The sequence below is a fragment of the Pseudomonas sp. GT1P32 genome (assembly GCF_054897805.1).
In genome coordinates this window covers 1,036,970-1,055,620 of sequence record NZ_CM142704.1, presented here as the reverse complement: position 1 = coordinate 1,055,620, position 18,651 = coordinate 1,036,970, and the positions used below count along the sequence as shown (strand labels likewise).

The 18,651-nt window shown below is 59.0% G+C and carries 15 protein-coding genes; 3 read left to right on the top strand and 12 right to left on the bottom strand.

The annotated features are described in order from the left end of the window. Positions 1 to 196: 196 nt before the first annotated feature. From ACYZUC_RS04925 to ACYZUC_RS04910, 4 genes are all read right to left on the bottom strand, one after another. Complete coding sequence (locus ACYZUC_RS04925) at positions 197 to 2,116, bottom strand: hybrid sensor histidine kinase/response regulator (RefSeq protein ID WP_461993998.1); 1,920 nt, start codon at positions 2,114 to 2,116, stop codon at positions 197 to 199. Positions 2,117 to 2,203: 87 nt separating this feature from the next. Then, positions 2,204 to 3,112 (bottom strand): zeta toxin family protein, encoded by a 909-nt coding sequence (locus tag ACYZUC_RS04920; protein WP_461993996.1) that lies wholly within the window; start codon positions 3,110 to 3,112, stop codon positions 2,204 to 2,206. A 128-nt stretch (positions 3,113 to 3,240) separates the two neighbouring features. After that, positions 3,241 to 5,520, bottom strand: coding sequence for an ATP-dependent DNA helicase (locus ACYZUC_RS04915; RefSeq protein ID WP_461993995.1), 2,280 nt, complete (start codon positions 5,518 to 5,520; stop codon positions 3,241 to 3,243). Further along, entirely contained in the window at positions 5,517 to 7,169 is a 1,653-nt protein-coding gene (locus tag ACYZUC_RS04910) for a VRR-NUC domain-containing protein (RefSeq protein WP_461993993.1), read from the bottom strand. Before ACYZUC_RS04910 ends, ACYZUC_RS04915 begins: the two co-directional genes overlap by 4 nt. Before the next feature lie 14 nt (positions 7,170 to 7,183). Between ACYZUC_RS04910 and ACYZUC_RS04905 the strand changes: the two genes are divergently transcribed. Both ACYZUC_RS04905 and ACYZUC_RS04900 read left to right on the top strand, forming a co-directional pair. Beyond that, positions 7,184 to 7,381, top strand: coding sequence for a hypothetical protein (locus ACYZUC_RS04905; RefSeq protein ID WP_461993991.1), 198 nt, complete (start codon positions 7,184 to 7,186; stop codon positions 7,379 to 7,381). Between the two features lie 9 nt (positions 7,382 to 7,390). Continuing rightward, entirely contained in the window at positions 7,391 to 7,615 is a 225-nt protein-coding gene (locus tag ACYZUC_RS04900) for a YgdI/YgdR family lipoprotein (protein WP_008026328.1), read from the top strand. 99 nt (positions 7,616 to 7,714) lie between these two features. Here the strand turns inward: ACYZUC_RS04900 and ACYZUC_RS04895 are convergent, their stop codons facing one another. The 6 genes from ACYZUC_RS04895 to ACYZUC_RS04870 all read right to left on the bottom strand — a co-directional run bounded on the left by ACYZUC_RS04895 (position 7,715) and on the right by ACYZUC_RS04870 (position 16,064). After that, positions 7,715 to 9,562 carry a polyurethane esterase gene (locus tag ACYZUC_RS04895; protein ID WP_461993989.1) on the bottom strand — a complete coding sequence of 616 codons (1,848 nt, stop codon included), beginning with the start codon at positions 9,560 to 9,562 and terminating at the stop codon, positions 7,715 to 7,717. 27 nt (positions 9,563 to 9,589) lie between these two features. After that, positions 9,590 to 10,966 carry a TolC family outer membrane protein gene (locus ACYZUC_RS04890; RefSeq protein WP_461993988.1) on the bottom strand — a complete coding sequence of 459 codons (1,377 nt, stop codon included), beginning with the start codon at positions 10,964 to 10,966 and terminating at the stop codon, positions 9,590 to 9,592. A 2-nt stretch (positions 10,967 to 10,968) separates the two neighbouring features. Continuing rightward, on the bottom strand, positions 10,969 to 12,303 hold the full coding sequence (locus ACYZUC_RS04885) for an HlyD family type I secretion periplasmic adaptor subunit (protein ID WP_461993986.1): 1,335 nt from the start codon (positions 12,301 to 12,303) through the stop codon (positions 10,969 to 10,971). Beyond that, positions 12,300 to 14,066 carry a type I secretion system permease/ATPase gene (locus tag ACYZUC_RS04880; RefSeq protein WP_461993984.1) on the bottom strand — a complete coding sequence of 589 codons (1,767 nt, stop codon included), beginning with the start codon at positions 14,064 to 14,066 and terminating at the stop codon, positions 12,300 to 12,302. The genes ACYZUC_RS04885 and ACYZUC_RS04880 overlap by 4 nt, the downstream gene beginning before the upstream one ends. An 80-nt stretch (positions 14,067 to 14,146) precedes the next feature. Next, on the bottom strand, positions 14,147 to 14,533 hold the full coding sequence (locus ACYZUC_RS04875) for an AprI/Inh family metalloprotease inhibitor (protein ID WP_461993982.1): 387 nt from the start codon (positions 14,531 to 14,533) through the stop codon (positions 14,147 to 14,149). Positions 14,534 to 14,606: 73 nt separating this feature from the next. After that, positions 14,607 to 16,064, bottom strand: coding sequence for a serralysin family metalloprotease (locus tag ACYZUC_RS04870; protein ID WP_461993981.1), 1,458 nt, complete (start codon positions 16,062 to 16,064; stop codon positions 14,607 to 14,609). 410 nt (positions 16,065 to 16,474) lie between these two features. Here ACYZUC_RS04870 and ACYZUC_RS04865 point away from each other — a divergent pair, with 410 nt between their 5' ends. Next, entirely contained in the window at positions 16,475 to 17,131 is a 657-nt protein-coding gene (locus tag ACYZUC_RS04865) for a hypothetical protein (protein WP_461993979.1), read from the top strand. 43 nt (positions 17,132 to 17,174) lie between these two features. Here the strand turns inward: ACYZUC_RS04865 and ACYZUC_RS04860 are convergent, their stop codons facing one another. After that, the gene (locus tag ACYZUC_RS04860; protein WP_461993977.1) at positions 17,175 to 18,260 is read right to left on the bottom strand and encodes a polyamine ABC transporter substrate-binding protein; all 1,086 of its coding nucleotides are present in this window, start codon (positions 18,258 to 18,260) and stop codon (positions 17,175 to 17,177) included. A gap of 44 nt (positions 18,261 to 18,304) precedes the next feature. After that, positions 18,305 to 18,646 carry a cupin domain-containing protein gene (locus ACYZUC_RS04855; RefSeq protein WP_008026311.1) on the bottom strand — a complete coding sequence of 114 codons (342 nt, stop codon included), beginning with the start codon at positions 18,644 to 18,646 and terminating at the stop codon, positions 18,305 to 18,307. Between the last annotated feature and the right edge of the window lie 5 nt (positions 18,647 to 18,651).

Sequence of the window (18,651 nt, the reverse complement as noted above, 5' to 3'; positions counted from 1 at the left end):
GCGGCACACATCCCTGCCAGCCACCTCGTACCTTGTAGGAGCCGGCTTGCCGGCGATCACGTCCGTAAGGTCACCGCAAGGCTCGAGGGCCAATCGCCAGCAAGCCGGCTCCTACAGGATTTTGTTGCGGCACACATCCCTGCCAGCCACCTCGTACCTTGTAGGAGCCGGCTTGCCGGCGATCACGTCCGTAAGGTCACCGCAGTGTCGAGGCGATGATTTCCACCAGGTTGAGTTGCGTGAATGGTTTGGACAGGCGCGGGAGCCGGGTCGCAAAGCCTTCCAGCCGCTCGGCGTAACCCGTGGCGAGGATGATCGGCAGGTCGGGCCTGATGCTTCGGATCGCCTGCGCCAGTTGCGCACCGTTCATTTGCGGCATGGCCATGTCGGTAATGACCAGATCGATGACCTGTTCGCTGTCGAACACTTTCAGCGCTTGAGCCCCGGATATCGCACTGACCACCTGATGCCCCAAATCTTCGAGCAACAGGCAGGTACTGGTCAGCACCAGGCTGTCGTCATCCACCACCAGCACGCACAGACGAGGCACCGGCGGTGCGGCTTCCTCCTGGGCAGGCTTGGCGATCGAACCCTGTGTGGCGACGGGAATCCACAATTCAGCCGTGGTGCCCTTGCCCTTCTGGCTCTTGAGAATGAATCGCCCGCCCAATTGTTCGATGAAGCCATGCACCATCGACAATCCCAGCCCCGTACCTTTGCCGACCCCTTTGGTGGTGAAGAACGGGTCCATCGCCACGGCGAGTGTGGCGTCGTCCATGCCCTCCCCTGTGTCATTGATGCTCAGGCAAACATAACGACCTGTCATTGGCGTGAGCGAGGAATGATCGCCGGCGTCTTCAGACCGGGCGCTGATCAGGAGCGTTCCGCCATGGGGCATGGCGTCGCGGGCATTGGTCGCCAGGTTCAGGACTGCCAGTTCGAGCTGGTTTTTGTCGGCCCAAACGGGTTCGATTGTTTCCGTAAAACGGGCTTCAAGGGCTACGGAAGGCCCGAGGGAACTGCGTAACAGGCCGGTGATGCCTTCCACCAGCGTCGGTATCTCGACGGACTCGGTCTTCAGTTCCTGGCGCCTGGCAAAGGCCAGCATGCGCTGGGTCAGCGCCACTCCGCGCAAGGCGCCTTGAGTGGCGTTGTCCAACAATCGGGTGATCTTCGAATCGTCCCCGATTCGCTTGCGCACAATTTCCAGATTGCCAAGGATCACCGTCAACAAATTATTGAAGTCATGGGCAATCCCCCCGCTCAGTTGCCCGATGGCTTGCATTTTTTGCGCCTGGAAAAGCGCTTCACGGGTTTGTTCGAGCGCCTGCTGAGCGCGGGTCGCTTCAGTGATATCCCGGGTGATCTTGGCGAAACCGAGTAACGTCCCGGTATCACCCCAGATCGGGTCGACCACGACATGCGCCAGGAACCGTGTGCCGTCCTTGCGCAATCGCCAGCCTTTGTTCTCGAATCGCCCCTCACGGACGGCAATGTCCAGGGTGCGCTTCGGTTCGCCGGCTGCGCGGTCTTCCGGGGTGTAAAAGATCGAAAAATGCTGGCCGATCACTTCTTCGGGCAAGTAACCCTTGATGCGCTGGGCACCAGGGTTCCAGTTGGTCAGCCGTCCGTTAGCGTCGAGCATGTAGATGGCGTAATCCGTGACGCTTTGCACCAGCAGCCGGAACTGCTGTTCGCTTTGCTTGAGCACCTCTTCAGCCATTTTGCGGTCGGTAAGATCCCGGGTGATCTTGGCAAACCCGAGCAACTTGCCCGTCGGATCGAGGATCGGATCGATCACCACATGGCACCAGAAATGCGTACCGTCCTTGCGCACCCGCCAGCCTTCCCCTTCGAAACGCCCTTCCCGAATGGCGGTGTCCAAGGCTCGTTGGGGCATCCCCTTGAGACGGTCCTCTTCGGTGTAGAAACGCGAAAAATGCTGACCGAGGATTTCCGCTTCCTCATAGCCTTTGAAACGTCGAGCGCCGGCATTCCAACTGGTAATGATGCCGTCGGGATCAAGCATGTAGATCGCATAGTCAATCACCGCATCGATCAACAGGCGAAAGCGCCCGTCCTCGATGGTGCTGGCTTTGCCTCGATCTTCGTTCATTGAGCCCTCGCGTCGGGAATGCTTTTTGAGGAGTATGCGACAAACCCCGAGTTTGGAAAGCCGAAATGCGCAGCTCGACGCAAAGTCTTATCGGTTTGCGTATCTGACAATGCAGGCATACAGATCGTTGTATACGAAACTCGGAACCTGTTGGGTATGACCCGCGATCTTGATCAGCGCCAGATGGCACTCCTTGATGATTTCGTGGTGACCATTCACCGCAAAAACAGGGTTATCAATAATCCGCGAGTAAACGATGTGCTCAAAATGCCTCAGGGTTGTCGTTTTGGTCAGCGAGCCGTTGGCATCCAGGGTGTACGTGCTCTGAGCCCGTATCGCTCGTTCTTTCAACACGCCGAATCCGCGTTCGTACACGGTGATTTGTGAACCGCTGATCGCTTTTGAGGCCGTCTCGATGGCCAGGATGATCGCTTGTGCATACCTCATGCTGGCAGCCAGTGTTGATCCCGTCAGAAATCTTTCCATTTCCTGGTTTTCGAGGCTGTTTAGTGCTCTCTTGATGCTCGACACATGAGCGAACTCTTGGGTACAGCCAACGATATGGGTCTCGAACTGATAACCGGCGGCTGTTGCCGTCGGCGGAAAAGCCGCGAAATCGAGGCTGTCGAACGCGCATTCCATGACGATGTTGTATTTGCCGACGAATGCCTGCGTAAAGATCATCGCGCTGACTTCACGCACAAACGCCTCTGTATGCTCATACGCATGCAGAACGCCGTGTTTGATCATCTCAGTGTATTGAGGGTGTTTTTTCCGGTATTCGGGCAGGTACAGGCGCACGTAGTTTTTGTAGCGCCCCGAAGGCAGAAGACTTTTTTCAAGCAGATACGTTTTGCCCGATCCCTGCAGCCCGGCAACGATCAGCATTTTCGGGGTTGTCTCGGCAGTGATGCCGTTGAACAACGTCGCTTTTATTTCATCGAATGCGGCCGTGACCTGCTCTTGGGTGTACGTATAGTTCGGTGCTGCTGACATACCTTGATTTCCTTATCAAAGACTGGCTTGAAAGTGATGATTGCCTCTATGAATAAAGCGGGCATTCGCCACTTGTTCAAATGCCTGAGTTTTTCAAGGTATGTCGATGTTTTTTAAGGTAAAAAATCCTACTCAATCGAGAGCGAAATCGCTGGAGCAACCGACCACCAGCGTGGCAGCAGTTGCTTGACCTTGCTGTCGCCAAACCGGTCATCGATCAGCATCACCACCCCCTCATCCTGCTGGGTGCGGATCACTCGCCCCGCGGCCTGCACCACTTTCTGCACGCCGGGAAACAGGTAGGTGTAGTCGTAACCGGCACCGAAAATCGCGGCCATGCGATGTTTCAGCTGTTCGTTGACCGGGTTGAGTTGCGCCAGGCCCAAAGTGGCGATAAATGCACCGATCAACCGCGCGCCGGGCAAGTCGATGCCTTCGCCAAATGCCCCGCCCAGCACTGCGAAGCCGACTCCCTGGCTGTCTGCGGTGAATTGATCGAGAAAGTCCTGGCGCCGGACTTCTCCCATGCCCCGCGATTGCGCCCACACAGTGATGTGTGGGTGTTTTTCGGCCAGCAGCTGCGCCACTTGCTGCAAGTAATCGAAACTGCTGAAAAACGCCAGGTAGTTGCCGGGGCGTTGACTGAACTGCCGAGCAATCAGCTCGACGATCGGCGCCAGGGACGACTGTCGATGGACGAACCGCGTAGAGATCTGATTTACGATATGGACCTTCAACTGGTCAGCGTGAAACGGTGATTCGACATCGATCCACACCGTGTTCACCGGCGTCCCGAGGAGATCCCCATAGTAATGACGCGGGCTCAACGTCGCGGAAAACAGCACGGTACTGCGTGCAGCCGTCAGGCGCGGGCGGATGAAACCGGCAGGCACCACGTTGCGCAGGCACAGTTGCGAGAGCGGTTTTTTGCGCTCGAGGTCGCGCTTGCTGATGTCGAACAGAAACTGTTCGTCGAAGAGTTCGGCAACGCGGCAGAACTGCAGCATGTCGAAGTAAAACGTCTGCAATGCGCTGTCCAGGCCCTGCGGGTGATCATTGAGGTAATCGCCGATGCTCGCACTGCACGAGGACAGCGCCTGAAGCAATTTTTCCGGAGGCTTGTCGTAGGCCTGATACGCACCAAGTTGCAGGTTATGCAGGGCGTTCCACTCACGATTGACCCGTTGCAGGGATTTTTTCAACGGCTCGGGCGCGGTTTTACGCACGCCGTTGAGGGCCGACTGGTCGAGGCTGGCGCTGTACATCTGCCGGCCGCGCTCCACCAGGTTGTGGGCTTCGTCCACCAGCACCGCGACTTTCCAGTTGTTGGCCTGGGCCAGCCCGAACAGCAGCGCACTGAAATCGAAATAATAGTTGTAGTCGGCGACCACCACGTCTGACCAGCGGGCCATTTCCTGGCTCAGGTAATACGGGCACACCGCATGTTTCAGCGCCACCTCGCGCAAGGCATTCTGGTTCAACAGTGACAGCTCGCTGGCGGCCTGGCGCGCGGCCGGCAAGCGGTCATAGAAGCCTTGGGCCAATGGGCAGGATTCGCCGTGGCAGGCTTTGTCCGGATGTTCGCAGGCCTTGTCCCGGGCGATCATCTCCAGAACCCGCAGCGGCGGCGCATCAGCGCTGTCGAGGATCACCTGCGCAGCATCGAGCGCCAGTTTGCGCCCCGGCGTTTTTGCCGTGAGAAAGAACACCTTGTCCAGTTGCTGCGGCGCCAGCGCCTTGAGCATCGGAAACAGCGTGCCGAGCGTCTTGCCAATGCCGGTCGGCGCCTGCGCCATCAGGCAGCGGCCGGTGCTGACCGCCTTGAACACCGACTCGGCCAGATGCCGTTGGCCCGGACGAAAACCGGCATGGGGAAACGCCAGTTGCTGCGCCGCGCCGTTGCGCGCCTCGCGATGGGCCATTTCCTGTTCGGCCCAATGCAGGAACAGTCGGCAATGTTGCTCGAAGAACACCTGCAGTTCCTCAGCGCTGAAGGCCTCGACCAGACAGGTTTCCTTTTCGCTGACGATGTCGAAATACACCAGCGCCAGGCTGATCTGCGCCAGGCCCAGTTTCTGGCACATCAACCAGCCATAGACCTTGGCCTGCGCCCAATGCAGTTGACGATGGTTGGCCGGTTGTTTGCTCAAGTCCCCGCGATAGGTTTTGACTTCTTCCAGGCAGTTTTGCGCCGGGTCGTAGCCGTCCGCCCTGCCCTTGACCTTCAACGTCTGGTACAGACCTTCAAGCGCGACCTCACTCTGGTAACCCTCGCTACGCCGGGACGCCACCGTACGGTGGCCGACGATACCTTCCAGTGCCGTCGGCGAGGGCGTGAAGCGCAGGTCGAGGTTCCCGACCTTGGCGGTGAACTCACACAACGCCCGCACCGCGATGCTGTAGCTCAAGCGCCCTGCTCCGCCCACTGCACGTAGCAAACAGCAATCGGCATCTGGTGTTCATGGCAGAACTCGAGCCAGCGCAACTGGTTGTCCTGCAGACGATCACCGGGGCCTTTGACTTCGATCATGCGGTAGGTCTTTTGCTGCGGCCAGAACTGAATCAGGTCCGGCATGCCGGCGCGGTTGGCCTTGATGTCCAGCAGCAGGCGGTTGAACCAGTGTTTGAGGTGCTCGGCGGGCAGGCAATCGAGGGCCTGTTCAAGCAGTGCTTCGCTCAACGCGCCCCAGAAAACGAAAGGCGACTGCACGCCCCACTTGGCGGCATACCGCTCTCGGATGGTCTGGCGGTAACGCCCGTCATCCAGCTCGGCGAGGCAGGCCTGAAACAGTTCGGCCCGGCGCGCCTGGAAGTCTTCATTGAGCAAGTCCGCCGGCCCCCGCTGGAACGGGTGGAAAAACGCCCCCGGTAACGGCGCAAAGATTGCCGGCCAGCACAGCAACCCGAACAATGAGTTGATCAGGCTGTTTTCGACGTAATGCACCGGCGCCGAATCCTCCGCCAGATGCGCCTGAACGTAAAACTCCACCGACAGCGTCGGGTCGGTTCTGGGCAGTTGCAGATCGAGACGCAGCATTTCCCGTGGAGAGGATCGTTTCACTGCCGGCCCGCCGAGTTTGCGCCGCAGCCTGGGCACCACACGCAGCAATTGCTGTTGTTCGGCGGCGCTTTCCGGCGATTGCCCGGCAGCAACGGCCAGGTCCATGGCCAACTGATACTCGCCACAGCGCTCCAGCACACGAATCAATCGCGACCGTGCGCCAGGCCAGGCGCACTCGCGGTATATGCCCAGGGCATTGGCAAAATCCGCCACGCGTTCGCAGTGCTGACCGATCTGGAACAGCAATTTGCTGCGCCGTTTTTGCAGCCACGGATTGCTCAGCGCCAGTCCGTTGATCTGCTCGACAACCGCCTCCACCGCTTCACCGGCCTCGAACTGTTGCTGACAGTCATGGAGAAACAGGCAGGCGTCCACGTCCTCGCGACTGCGCAAGCCGCGTGATTCGGCGCAGAACTCGACTTTTTCATAGGTAAAGATGCCGAGATCGGCAAGCACGAACTCCGACCAGTCCTGGTAAAGATTGCCGAAAAACATCAGGCGCAGGCGATCGCACAAGCCCATGATAGTCAGGGTGAACAACCGATCATTCAGTGGCGCGCACCACTGATTGAAGGGTTGTACCTCGGGAAACCGTTCGCTCAAAGCAGGCAGCCAGTCGGACTTTTTCCCTTTGGGCTGATCGATGGCGGCGCCGAAACATTGAAGGATTTCGGCCTTGAGCAACGCCTCGAACACCACGTCGAGCGGCAGCGGCGACTGCTCATCGATCCAGCCCTGGGCCAACAACGGCTCAGCGGCCATGGCAATGTCGCCGATCTCGACGTAATGCAGTTTGCTCGCCCGGAAGTGAACGCCCTTGCGCATGACCATCCGGACCAGAAGCGCACGGGGTTCCCGGGGCAGTCGATTGAACTCACGGATGAAGCATTGCTCCTCGACACTCAATACATCGGCATAACGATGTTCAAGCCAATCAAGCACTTGCATGAAGTTGTTCAAGTAATAGAACGGATCGTCGAGGGGATTTGTAGTCACAGGAAAACAGGGCCATGGCGAGCGAATACTGGTTATGCGTACAGATACCAGCTACGACCCGTCCGGTGCAAACGGAAAAGGATAAGCGGCGGCGCGATCCGGTTTTTTTGGGTGACCCGTCGAACTTTCTGCGGATCCGTCGCACCAACGGCGGTAGAAGTGCAGCGGCGATTGAAGGATTCGAAGCAGTCGCGCTGATTTTTGGAGGATGAGAGGTGGTTATGAATATCAAGACGCTGGGTTTGCCACTGGTAGCGGCAGCCCTTCTGGCCCTGGCCGGTTGCTCGACGCCAACGGTGGTGACGCTGCAGAACGGCACTCAATATTTGACCAAGGACATGCCAAAAGCCAATACCAAAGAAGGCTTTTACGAGTTCGAAGATATTTCCGGGGCGAAAGTGAAGGTCAAGGTTAATGACGTGGCCACGGTTCGCAAGGAAGACTGAAGACCGCGTTATCGTTCATTGCCGGCAAGCCAGTTCCCACAGAAATCTTGTAGGAGCTGGCTTGCCAGCGATGAGGCCCTTACAGGCGCTACATCACCTTCAGGCGATGACGACATTGGCCAGGCTATCCAGCCCAACCCCGACCAACGTCACCGAATCACCACCAAACGTCAGCACCGTGTCTTGCCCCACAACCGTGGCATGGGCGCGTATATCATCGTTCGGCGCGACACCCTGAACCCCGAGAAACACCAGTTTGTCGTTCGCCTGATAACCCACGATCCGATCCTGGCCAAACGCGCCACTGAACAGGAACGTATCGATCCCGCCACCCGCCTCCATCAGGTCATTTCCTGCCCCGCCCACCAACACGTCGTTGCCTTGGCCGCCCACCAGATGGTCGTTGCCGTCCAGACCAAACATCCAATCACCGCCGGGATGCGCCTTCAACGTATCGGTCCCCGCTCCGCCCTTCAGCGTGGACGCGTACTGCGTCAGGTCGTTACCCGTCGCAAGGCCGTTGGCGGTGACCTTATGGGTCACATCATCCTTGAACAGCCCCCAGAGAAACCCCGGCTCCTTCGTAACAATGCTGCCGATGTCGCGGGTGATGCTGATGCCGCCCTGCGCATCGCGGATGTACAGGTTCCCCGCGCCGTCATTGGCGAAATCGAAGTTTTTCACTGACTGCTGCAGATCCAGCACGTTACTGCCCTTGCCACCCAGCACGATGTTGTAGCCGCCGCCGTCGCGGAAGGTGTCGTTGCCGTCGCGGCCTTCCAGGTAATCGTTGCCCTTGCCGCCCTGGATCAGGTCGTTGCCGTCGCTGCCAATGATGAAGGTGCTGCCCTTGTGGGTTTCGGCGTTGCGATTGAGATCCTGAACCCAGGTGCTGCTGCGCGCCGGGTCAGAGAGGTTGGCAACAATGACGGTCGAGTCCTTGCTGGTGAGGTCGTAGAACTTCGACTCCAGCACCCGCGTCATGCCATCGCCATACCCCGTGGGCAGGTGGGAAATCCAGGTCGGAATATTGAGGATGGAATACGGCAGCACATTCCACGCCGTCGAGGCGTAATGATCGTTGAAGCTGACAATGTTGTTGGTCGCCGAGTCCTGATGCGCATCGTGCACGCCCAGCGACGACAAGTTGAAGGACGAGCCGTCGAGCGCGCGGAACACCGGGTCGTTTTCATAACCGACGTTCAGCACTTTATCGGTGCTGCTTTGCGTCGGCGAGGCGTAGGCGATGTAGTTGGCATCCTTGTAGAACCCGGCCCACTTGTCGTTGCTCAGGTCTGCCAGACTGTTGACCGCCAGGCCGCCAAGGCTGTGTCCGCTGACCAGCACGTCCTTGCCCGACAAGCCATTGGCCCGGGCGAACGCGGCAACATCGCCAAGCAAGTCGCCGAAGGCCTCGCCCACGTAGTTTTTCGCGTAATCCTTGGGCCCCAACGCGGCCAGCACGTCGTTGATCACGTCGGCGATCGAATCACTGATCAGGCTTTCCCGCGGGCCACTGGTGCCGCGAAAGGCCACGCCGATTTCGCTGAGATGGCCCTGCGCATCGTACTTGCCGAGGATCTCCACTTGCGCACTGGTGTACCCGGCCTTTTCGCCGAAGAACGTACCGCGTGCATCAACCTTGCCGTCGTAACCCAGCTGCGCAGCGGTAATCGGCGTCCAGCCGGCTTTCTGCACCGCCGCCAGCGCGGCTTTTTCCGAATCCGGATTCCACGGCACGCCGGGAATCACGCCCTGCGAGTCAGTACCGCCAATCAACGCGGTCACCAGCGTCGCCGGCAAACCCAGGCCGAAGCCATTGTGCTGATAACCGGCGGCAACGCCGTTATCGAGGTTGTGATAGGAGTACAGCGTGATTGCCATGGCGTCGGTGAACAACGCCTTTGAATCTACTGTGCCGAAGTTTTTGTAGTCGTACACACCCATGGTAAAGCCTCTCTTTTGTTGGAATTGTCAGAGATCTTTCCGGCGTTCCTTCGGGCCTTGCCCAAATGCTTCGTCAACCTTGGCCAGGTCTTGCTCGTTCAAGGTGCCGGCGTAGTAATGCAACTTGGTCCATGCCATCAAATAGTCGTAGCGGCTCTGCGCGAGATCGCGGCGTGTGGTGTAGAGCTGTTGTTCGGCGTTCAGCGCATCGAGGTTGACCCGTTCACCGCCGAGAATGCTTTGCCGGGTCGACACCACCAGCGCTTCGGCGGACGTCAGTGCTTTCTGATAGGCCCGCAGCTTGTTCACCCCCGACAGGCACGCGCTGAACTGGCGACGCAACTCAATCAGGGTTTCTCGCGTCTTGCCGTCCAGTTCGTATTCGGCCTGCTCCATCGCGCGGCTGGCCTGACGGGTCGACGCCGAGACACCGCCACCGGCGTACAGCGGGACGTTGACCTCAATGCCGATGGTGTTGGTGTCGTAGCGCTGGTTGTAGGTGTTGCCGCTTTCCGATTCGTTCTGGCGCACCGTTGCGTAGGCGCTGACTTTGGGCAGGTGCCCGGCACGATTGCGCTCCACCTCGTAGCGCGCCACTTCCAGCGCCTGACGTTGCGAGGCCAGGACCGGATTGTTGGCGACCGCCATCTCATGCCAGGTGTCGTAATTGGCCGGTTGCAGGGTGAAGGTCTGGAACTGCTGATCCAGCGGCGCGAGATCGCTGATGTCGACGGCCGGCACGCCGATCAGCGCACCCAGTTCCCGCAGGGACGCGTCCTGTTCGTTGCGGGCTTCGATTTCTTCGGCGATTGCCAGCTCGTAGCGTGACTCGGCTTCGAGGATGTCGGTGCGCGTACCCTCGCCCTGACGGAACAGTTGCTCGTTCTGCCGGAACTGTTGCTCAAAGGCTTTTTTCCTCGCCTGGGCGATGTCGATCTGGTCCTGGGCGAACAGCGCCTGGGTGTAGTTCTCCAGCACCCGCACCAGCAATTGCTGGCTCTTGCCGCGAAAGTTTTCATCGGCGAACAGCGACTGCGCCACGCCTTTGCGGTACGTCGCATACGCCTCGTAGTCCAGCAGCGGTTGTTGCAGGGTCAATGACGAACCGTAACTGCTGTAGTTGCGGTCATCGCTCTGGTTTTGCCCGCGCTCGTTGAGGTAAGTGACCTTGGAGGTGTTGCGGCCCTTGTTGTAGTTGTAACCCAGTTTCGGCAGCAGCCCGGCGCGGCCGATCGCGCGGTTTTCAAGGCCGGCGTCGCGCTCCTTGATCGCGCCGAGGAACACCGGATCATTGCGCAACGCTTGCTCGTAGAGGTCGAACGGTCCCATGGCCATGGTCGGGTTACAGGTCAGCAGCACAAGGCTCGCCGCAAACACAGACAGCTTATTCATACAGCGCAACATCCTTATTCCTCGGTCAACGCGGAACCTGCCCGGTCGAGCAGCGGCTTGAACAGATAGTTGAGGAGCGAACGCTCGCCGGTGCGCACGAACATTTCCGCGGGCATGCCGGGCTTGATCACCAGGCCGTTGAGTTTTTCCATGCCGTGTTCGCTGACGCTGCTGCGCAGTACATAATACGGAGCGCCGGTTTTCTCATCGACCATCTGATCGGCGGAAATCAGGCTGACTTCGCCAGGAACCCGTGGCGTGCGGCTCTGGTTGAACGCGGTGAACAAAATGTCCACCGGCAAGTGTGTTCCGACCTTGTCGATCAGGTTGATCGGCAGATGCCCTTCCACTTCCAGGCGAGTTCCCTGCGGAACGATTTCCAGCAAGGTTTCGCCCTGGCGCACCACCGCGCCTTCGGTATGCACCCCAAGATTGACCGCGATGCCGTCGGCGGTGGCGATGATTTCGCTGTGCTGCAAGTCGAAACCGGCGGAGGTCAGTTGCTCCTCCAGCGTCACGCTTTTGAGCTGCGCGTCGGCCAGTTGGGTACGGACTTCTTTCTGGTATTCCTCGATGTGTTGTTGCAGTTTCAGCCGCGATTCGAGGATGCCCTGCTCCAGCCGGCCGCTTTCGCCGGTGTTTTCTGCCAATTGTTGTTGCACCTGCGACAGTTGGCGCTGGTACTCCATCAGCCGATTGCGCGGGATGTAGCCGTTGTCCGCCAGCGGCTGAAGGTTGCTCAGTTGCTGTTGCAGGGAGCTGGCCTGGGCGGTCAAGTCCGAGCGTGCGCGGCGCATGCCGGCCAGTTGCGCGCCAGCGCCTTCGATGCTGGCGCGCAAGGCAGCCTGTTCGCGGGAAAACGCTTCACGGCGGCTGCTGAACAACTGGCGCTGGCCTTCCAGTACCAACGCCAGGCGTGGGTCGGGATCGTTGCTCAGTTCGGCGGGGAAACTCACTTGTTTGAGGTTGTCCCGTTCGCTTTGCCAGCGCGCCAGGCTGGCCCAGGCCATGCGGTATTGCGCTTGCAGGGATTGCACGTCGGCGGCGACTTGGGTCTGGTCGAGTTGAAACAGCGGCTGCCCCTGCTTCACCGCTTGCCCCTCGCGCACCAGAATCCGGCTGACCACCCCGCTGCTCATCGATTGCACCGCTTTGCGCTTGCCCGAGACCACCACGGTGCCTTGCACCGGAATGCCTTGGTCGAGCGGCGCCAGACTGGCCCAAGTGAAGAAACTGCCGGCGCCGACGATGGCCAGAATCCAGCCGATGCGCGCAAAAAAACGCGCATCGCGCTCGGGGCGTTCGGCGATGTAGTTGTGTTCCATGCTCGCTTCGCTGAGGTTGCTCATACACCCGAACTCCTTGTCGAGGGCTGATACTGCCGACTCATGCTCAACCCGCCCGGTGCCTGCGCAGGCTTTTGTTCCTGGGCACCGGACAGCGCCTTGAGCACGTCATGGCTCGGGCCGAACGCTTGCAAACGACCGTCGTTGAGCACCAGCAACTTGTCGGCCTGGGCCAGCGCCGAAGAGCGGTGAGTCACCAGGATCACGCTGGTGCCCTGGGCTTTCATGTGCGCGATGGCGCTGGCCAGCGCCGCTTCGCCCACGGTGTCGAGGTTGGAATTCGGTTCGTCCAGCACCACCAGGCTCGGCTTGCCGTACAAGGCACGCGCCAGTGCCACGCGCTGCTTCTGACCGCCGGACAAACCACTGCCGTCCTCGCCGAGCAGCGTGTCGTAACCCTGAGGCATGCGCAGGATCAGCTCATGGACACCCGCCTGTTGCGCGGCGGCGACGACGGTTTGCGGATCGGCCTCACGGAACCGGGCGATGTTTTGCGCGATGCTGCCGCTGAACAGTTCGATGTCTTGCGGCAGATAACCGATGTAGGGACCGAGTTCGTCGCGATTCCAGCGATGGATATCGGCACCGTCGAGGCGCACCGTGCCACCAAGGGTCGGCCAGACGCCGACCAGCAAGCGGGCCAGGGTCGACTTGCCGGAACCGGAAGCGCCCAGCACGCCGAGCACTTCGCCGGCATCGAGACTGAAATTGACCAGGTGCAACGTCGCACCGCGCTGCCCGGGAGGACCGGCGCTGACTTGTTCAAAACGGATGTGGCCCTTCGGTGCCGGCAGCGCCATGACGTCGTCGCTCGGCGGGAAGGCTTGCAGCAAAGCATCGAGACGGCGGTAAGCGAGCTTGGCGCCGCTCCACTGTTTCCAGACCGCGATCAGTTGATCGATGGGGCTCAGAACGCGGCCCATCAGGATCGAACCGGCAATCATCATCCCGGCGGTCATGTCGCCCTTGATCACCAGCAGCGCGCCCAGTCCCAATACGAGGGATTGCAGGCACAGCCGCAGGGTTTTGCTCAGGGAACTGATGACCGCGCCGGTGTCGCTGGCCTTGTTCTGCTGGCCGAGGAAACGCGAATGCACCTGAAACCAGCGATGACGCAAGGCGCCAAGCATGCCCATGGCTTGAATGGTTTCAGCGTTATGCAGGTGACTGGTGGCCATCTGGCTGGACTTCTGGGAAAAAACCGCCGCTTCCCCCAAAGGCTTTTTGGTCATGGCCTCATTGAGGCACGCCAGCCCGATCAGCATTACCGCGCCCGCCGTGGCAAACACGCCTAGCCAGACGTTGAACAGATAGATCACGAGCAGGTACACCGGGAACCAGGGGGCATCGAAGAAGGCGAACAGCGCCGGGCCAGTCACGAATTGGCGAATGTGAGTCAAATCCCCCAGCGACTGCCCGGCGTTGCCTTCGCCTCTGAACAAATTGCGCTCGAAAGCGGCCTGATAAACCCGCAGGTTGAAGCGGCGCTCCAGTTGGCTGCCGATACGAATGACGATAAAACTGCGAATAATCTCCAGCAAGCCGATAAACGCAAAGAATCCCACGACCATCAGCGACAACATGGCCAGCGTGGTTTCATTTTGCGATGACAGCACCCGGTCATAGACCTGGAGCATATAAATAGAAGGCACTAACATCAGAATGTTGATTAGCGCCGTAAAACAACCGACGCTGATCAGAATGCTCTTGTAATCACCCAGCGCCCTTATTAACGGCGTGGAAACCGGGTTGTTCGCCATCTTCATGGGCTCTTCCTGAGGTATTATCCCTCGCCTGCCTGGCGAGGTCGTTACTTACACTTTAATAACAACTTTGCGCATCTCGATTAATCAAGCGGGTGCTCAAGTATTATGATCAGCCCGGACTTTGAAGTGCCTCGATACAGCCCGTCGCGCTGACGACTGAAAAACACAATCTTCGACCCTTCCTTGCCGGTGAGCGCGATGCCGTCAGGCTCAGGGAACCAGCCGATCGGCTGTTCCTCCAGCCAGGCTGCGAGGCATTCGGTGCCGTCGCCCAACGTCTGGTTGGCTTTGAATTCGAGGGGGCAAACGTCCGACGGGTTGTCTTGCTGCGTCACCCGCCATTTACCCGCCAGCTCCGACGGGTCTGCCAACTTCAGGCTGCTTGCCATGGCTACATCTCCAAAAAACATCATGAACGCGGCTAACAGCCACACGTTTGTTTTGCAGGTAAAAGCGTTACAAATCATAGGCGTTTCACTCAGGGGCGTGGCTCAAGTGACAAAGGGCGGCGCATCGGCGCCGCCCTCCTTTTGCCTTGAATCAGGCCACGATGTCCGAGTACGCCGCCTGGCCGACGGTGCTGACCAGGAAGTCCGCCACGCCATGCCCGGAGAAGTCCACCGACAGCAGGCTGTTACCACCGGAGGTCGTCAGCACGGCATCGCCCGCCGCACCCGTGAATGCGCTCACGAAATGCAGGCCTGCACCGTTGGTGATGCCGGTCAGGTCGATCTTGTCGAGGCCGCTGACAAAATCGAGGATCTGGTCGACTGCACCCGGTTTGGAGTCGCTGCTGGCGGCGAACACGAAGGTGTCCGAACCGGTGCCGCCCCACAACTTGTCCGCACCGCCCGCGCCGTAAAGGATGTCGTTGCCGGCACCGCCCTTCAGCTCGTTGGAAACACCGTTACCGATCAGCAAATCATTGCCCGAACCGCCAATGGCGTTTTCGACGGTGACGCCCTTGGTGATGGACACGTTACCCACCAGGCCACCAACGTCGGAGAACGAGGTCTCATTGAGGTTGATCTTCTGGTTTTGGGTAAACCCGGAGAAATCCAGGGTGTCCTTGCCGCCCGCATCCCACACCGAAAACACGACCTTGTCCGCCGACGAAGACGCGCTCAGGAAATCGCGACCGGTGTTGGAGTTGAAGCCGTAAGTGGTGTCACCGGTGCGGGTGGTGGTGTTGGCGCCGTAGAGTTTCTGGATGGCCGCGATATCGTCGATCAACGGGCCCGACGCATAAGCTTCGACGCCGCCCTTGCTGAAGTTCTGGCTGGTGTTGCTTTCACTCCAGTAACTCATGACGCTGTAGCCGCGGGTGTCTTGCCCGTAGGACGCGTCGTTGTAGGTCGGTGCGCCTTCACCGGCGTTGTAGTCGCCGGGGTGAGCCAGACCAAGGGTGTGCCCGATTTCGTGGGTCAGGGTTTGCCGGCCATAGTTGTTCAGGTCCGGGGTCTTGTTGGGCGTGTAGCTGCTGTTGATCAGGTACCAGGAAGTCCCGTCGTAACCTGCGCCCGTGCCAGGCAAATAAGCGAATGCCGCTGCGCCGTCCTGGCCGCCGCTGTAGTTGCCGAAGGTCATGTGACCGTCGCCGCCGGTGGCCTTTTCCGTGAAGGTGACATTGGCGACGTCGGCCCAGGATTGCAGGGCGAGCACGGTCTGGCCTTTCTGCTGGGCATTGAACTGACTGAACCCGGTAATCCCGTGCTTGTTCAGGGTGCTCGACGAGGCCGAGGTCAGGAACGTGTAGGTCAGTTCGATTTTGCCGCTGCCGTCCTTGTCCTGGTAGGCAGCTCCGTCGCGCAGCAATTGGGTGGCTGCCTGGTCGACGGAAAACGAGGGTTTGCCATTGACCGTCAGATTGCCGCCACGGTCATATTGATGGCTGAAACTATTGATCTGGTTGAACGCAGAACTGGGAGCCGCCAAGGCTTGCAATGGCTGGAATGCCTGTTCAGCGGAATCAATAGCACTGTCTTTTACTTTCGACATAAACACACTTCCTTGTTTTGCTATGGAACAGTTTTTTTAGATAGCAACAATCTCTGGCGAGATCGTCCTATCACTCGCCCAATGAAGGCGAAAGAAAACTGACACAATTTGAAATCAATCGTCCACTACTTTTTTGGCGTCAAGTTTGCGCACTTCAGAATATGCCCGAAAACAATAGGCGCGATTAGAAGTCGGTGTACTTAAAATAATAATCAGGCGTTATTGTCGGACAATCGACAATTTAAATATTAAATAAAGGTAAGTTGCCGAGATCAAAATCGTCCGACTATTGGTGTTTTGATATGCGCACTTCGATGGGTAAAAATTAGACTTTTCGAAGAATGAGACCACACTGAATACCGGGTTAACTTTCTTCGCGGGCCTCATGAAATGATCCGGGTGAAGCCGAGATGAAAAGGGTCACGCCCTTGTGGGTCACGCTCATTACCGCCAGTGCGTGTGCGGCAACGAGCCTGTGTGCGAATGCCGGGACTTCTACGGTCCTGGCAACCAGCTTCGACTGCGCCAGGGCCAGCGCAGCCATCGAGAAGCTGATCTGCCGCACCCCACAACTGAAACAGATGGATATTGAATTGACGCGCCTCTATCGCCTCGCGCTCACAGACGTTCATTCAGTTCCGCGGCCTGACAAAGTCGAGATCGAACAACGGTTCTGGGTGGACGCCCGCAATCGCTGCTCTACCGAGGCGGAGCCCAAGGCCTGCACGATCCGCAGTTATGCCGAGCGTGCGCATCAGCTTCGCCAGGGCTCGTTGATTGCACGAACCAAGGACCCGAGCAGGCTCACGGACGGCCCGGTAGCCTTTCGTTGCACCGGGCTCAACGCGCTGATCGCCGTCACTTACTTCAATGTCGAGCCGCGTGTCGTGTACCTGAAATGGGCGAATACCTCTGCCACCCTTATCCAGGTGCCGAATGATTCCGCAACCCAATTCAACGGCAAGGATTACCGGGGGAGCTACAGCTTCTTGCAGAACGGTAGCGATGCCTTGTTCCAGATACCTGGCTCAGGGCAAATGAGTTGCACGGTCGAGCCGGTCGGCTGATTGCGCAACGGGACATCCTGTCCCGATGCCTTGGTGCAGCCGGTCAGCTACCCGTGCGAATCTTGTTCCACACCCGTGTCCGAATCCGGTCGATGTTCAGCGGCATCGCTTCCAGCGCGAACAGTTTCCCCATCATTTCCGGGCTCGGATAAACCTTGGTGTCGTTCTTGATTGCCGGGTCGATCAGGCTGTCAGCCTGTTCGTTGCCATTGGCGTAGTGCACGTAGTTGCTGATGCTGGCCATGACGGCCGGGCGCAACAGGTAGTCCATGAAGGCGTAGCCGGCTTTTTCGTCCGGGGCGTCGGCGGGCATGGCGACCATGTCGAACCAGATGGCGGCGCCTTCCTTGGGAATCGCATAGCCGATGTCCACGCCGTTCTTGGCTTCCCTGGCGCGATTTTCGGCCTGCAGGATGTCGCCGGAGAAACCGACCGCTACGCAGATGTCGCCGTTGGCGAGGTCGCTGGTGTACTTGGACGAGTGGAAATAGCTGACGTAAGGCCGGACTTTCATCAGCAGCGCTTCAGCCTTCTTGTAGTCTTCCGGGTTCTTGCTGTGATGCGGCAGCCCCAGGTAATTCAGCGCGGCGGGCAGCAGTTCGGGTCCGTTGTCGAGGATGGCCACCCCGCACTTCTGCAGTTTTGCCATGTTTTCGGGTTTGAAGATCAGGTCCCAGGAATCCACCGGCGCGTTATCGCCCAACACCGCTTTGACCTTGGCAATGTTGTAGCCGATGCCGGTGCTGCCCCACAGGTACGGGAAGCCGTGCTCGTTGCCCGGGTCGTTGGTTTGCAAGGCTTTGAGCAGTACCGGGTTGAGGTTCTTCCAGTTCGGCAACTGGTTCTTGTCGAGCTTCTTCAGCGCCCCGCCCTCAATCTGCCGGGCCATGAAGTGGTTGGACGGGAACACCACGTCGTAACCGGATTTGCCAGTCATCAACTTGCCGTCGAGGGTTTCGTTGCTGTCGTAGACGTCATAGCTGAAGCCGATGCCGGTTTCTTTCTGGAAGTCTTTGGTGGTGTCCGGGGCGATGTAGTCCGACCAGTTGTAGATCTTCACGGTGTCGGCGGCGTGACTGAGGCTCACGACGAGCGCCAGGGGAGCGAGTGCCAGGGTCTTTCGGATCATGAGTGGATTCCTGTGTGAGTTTTTGTTGGCAGGCAATCAGAGGATCAAAAAATCAAAACGTAGGTCTTGCGCACGGTTTCCTGGATGTCCCAGATACCGAGGCTGTTGGCTGGCAACATCAGTGCGTCGCCGGCTTCTATGTGAAGGGTTTCACCGTCATCCGGGGTGAAGGTGCAGCGCCCCTGGATGAAATGGCAGAATTCCTGGGCCACGATCTGCCGACGCCAACGGCCGGGGGTGCATTCCCAGACGCCGGTTTCGACACCGTCGTCGCGTTCGACGCTGGTGGTGGACGCCACCGCCACGGGAGTTCCCAACGGCACGGCGACCGGGTTTGATTCGTCCAGCTTCAGGGTTGCGGTGTTCTTGAACTGCGTGATGCCCATGGGAG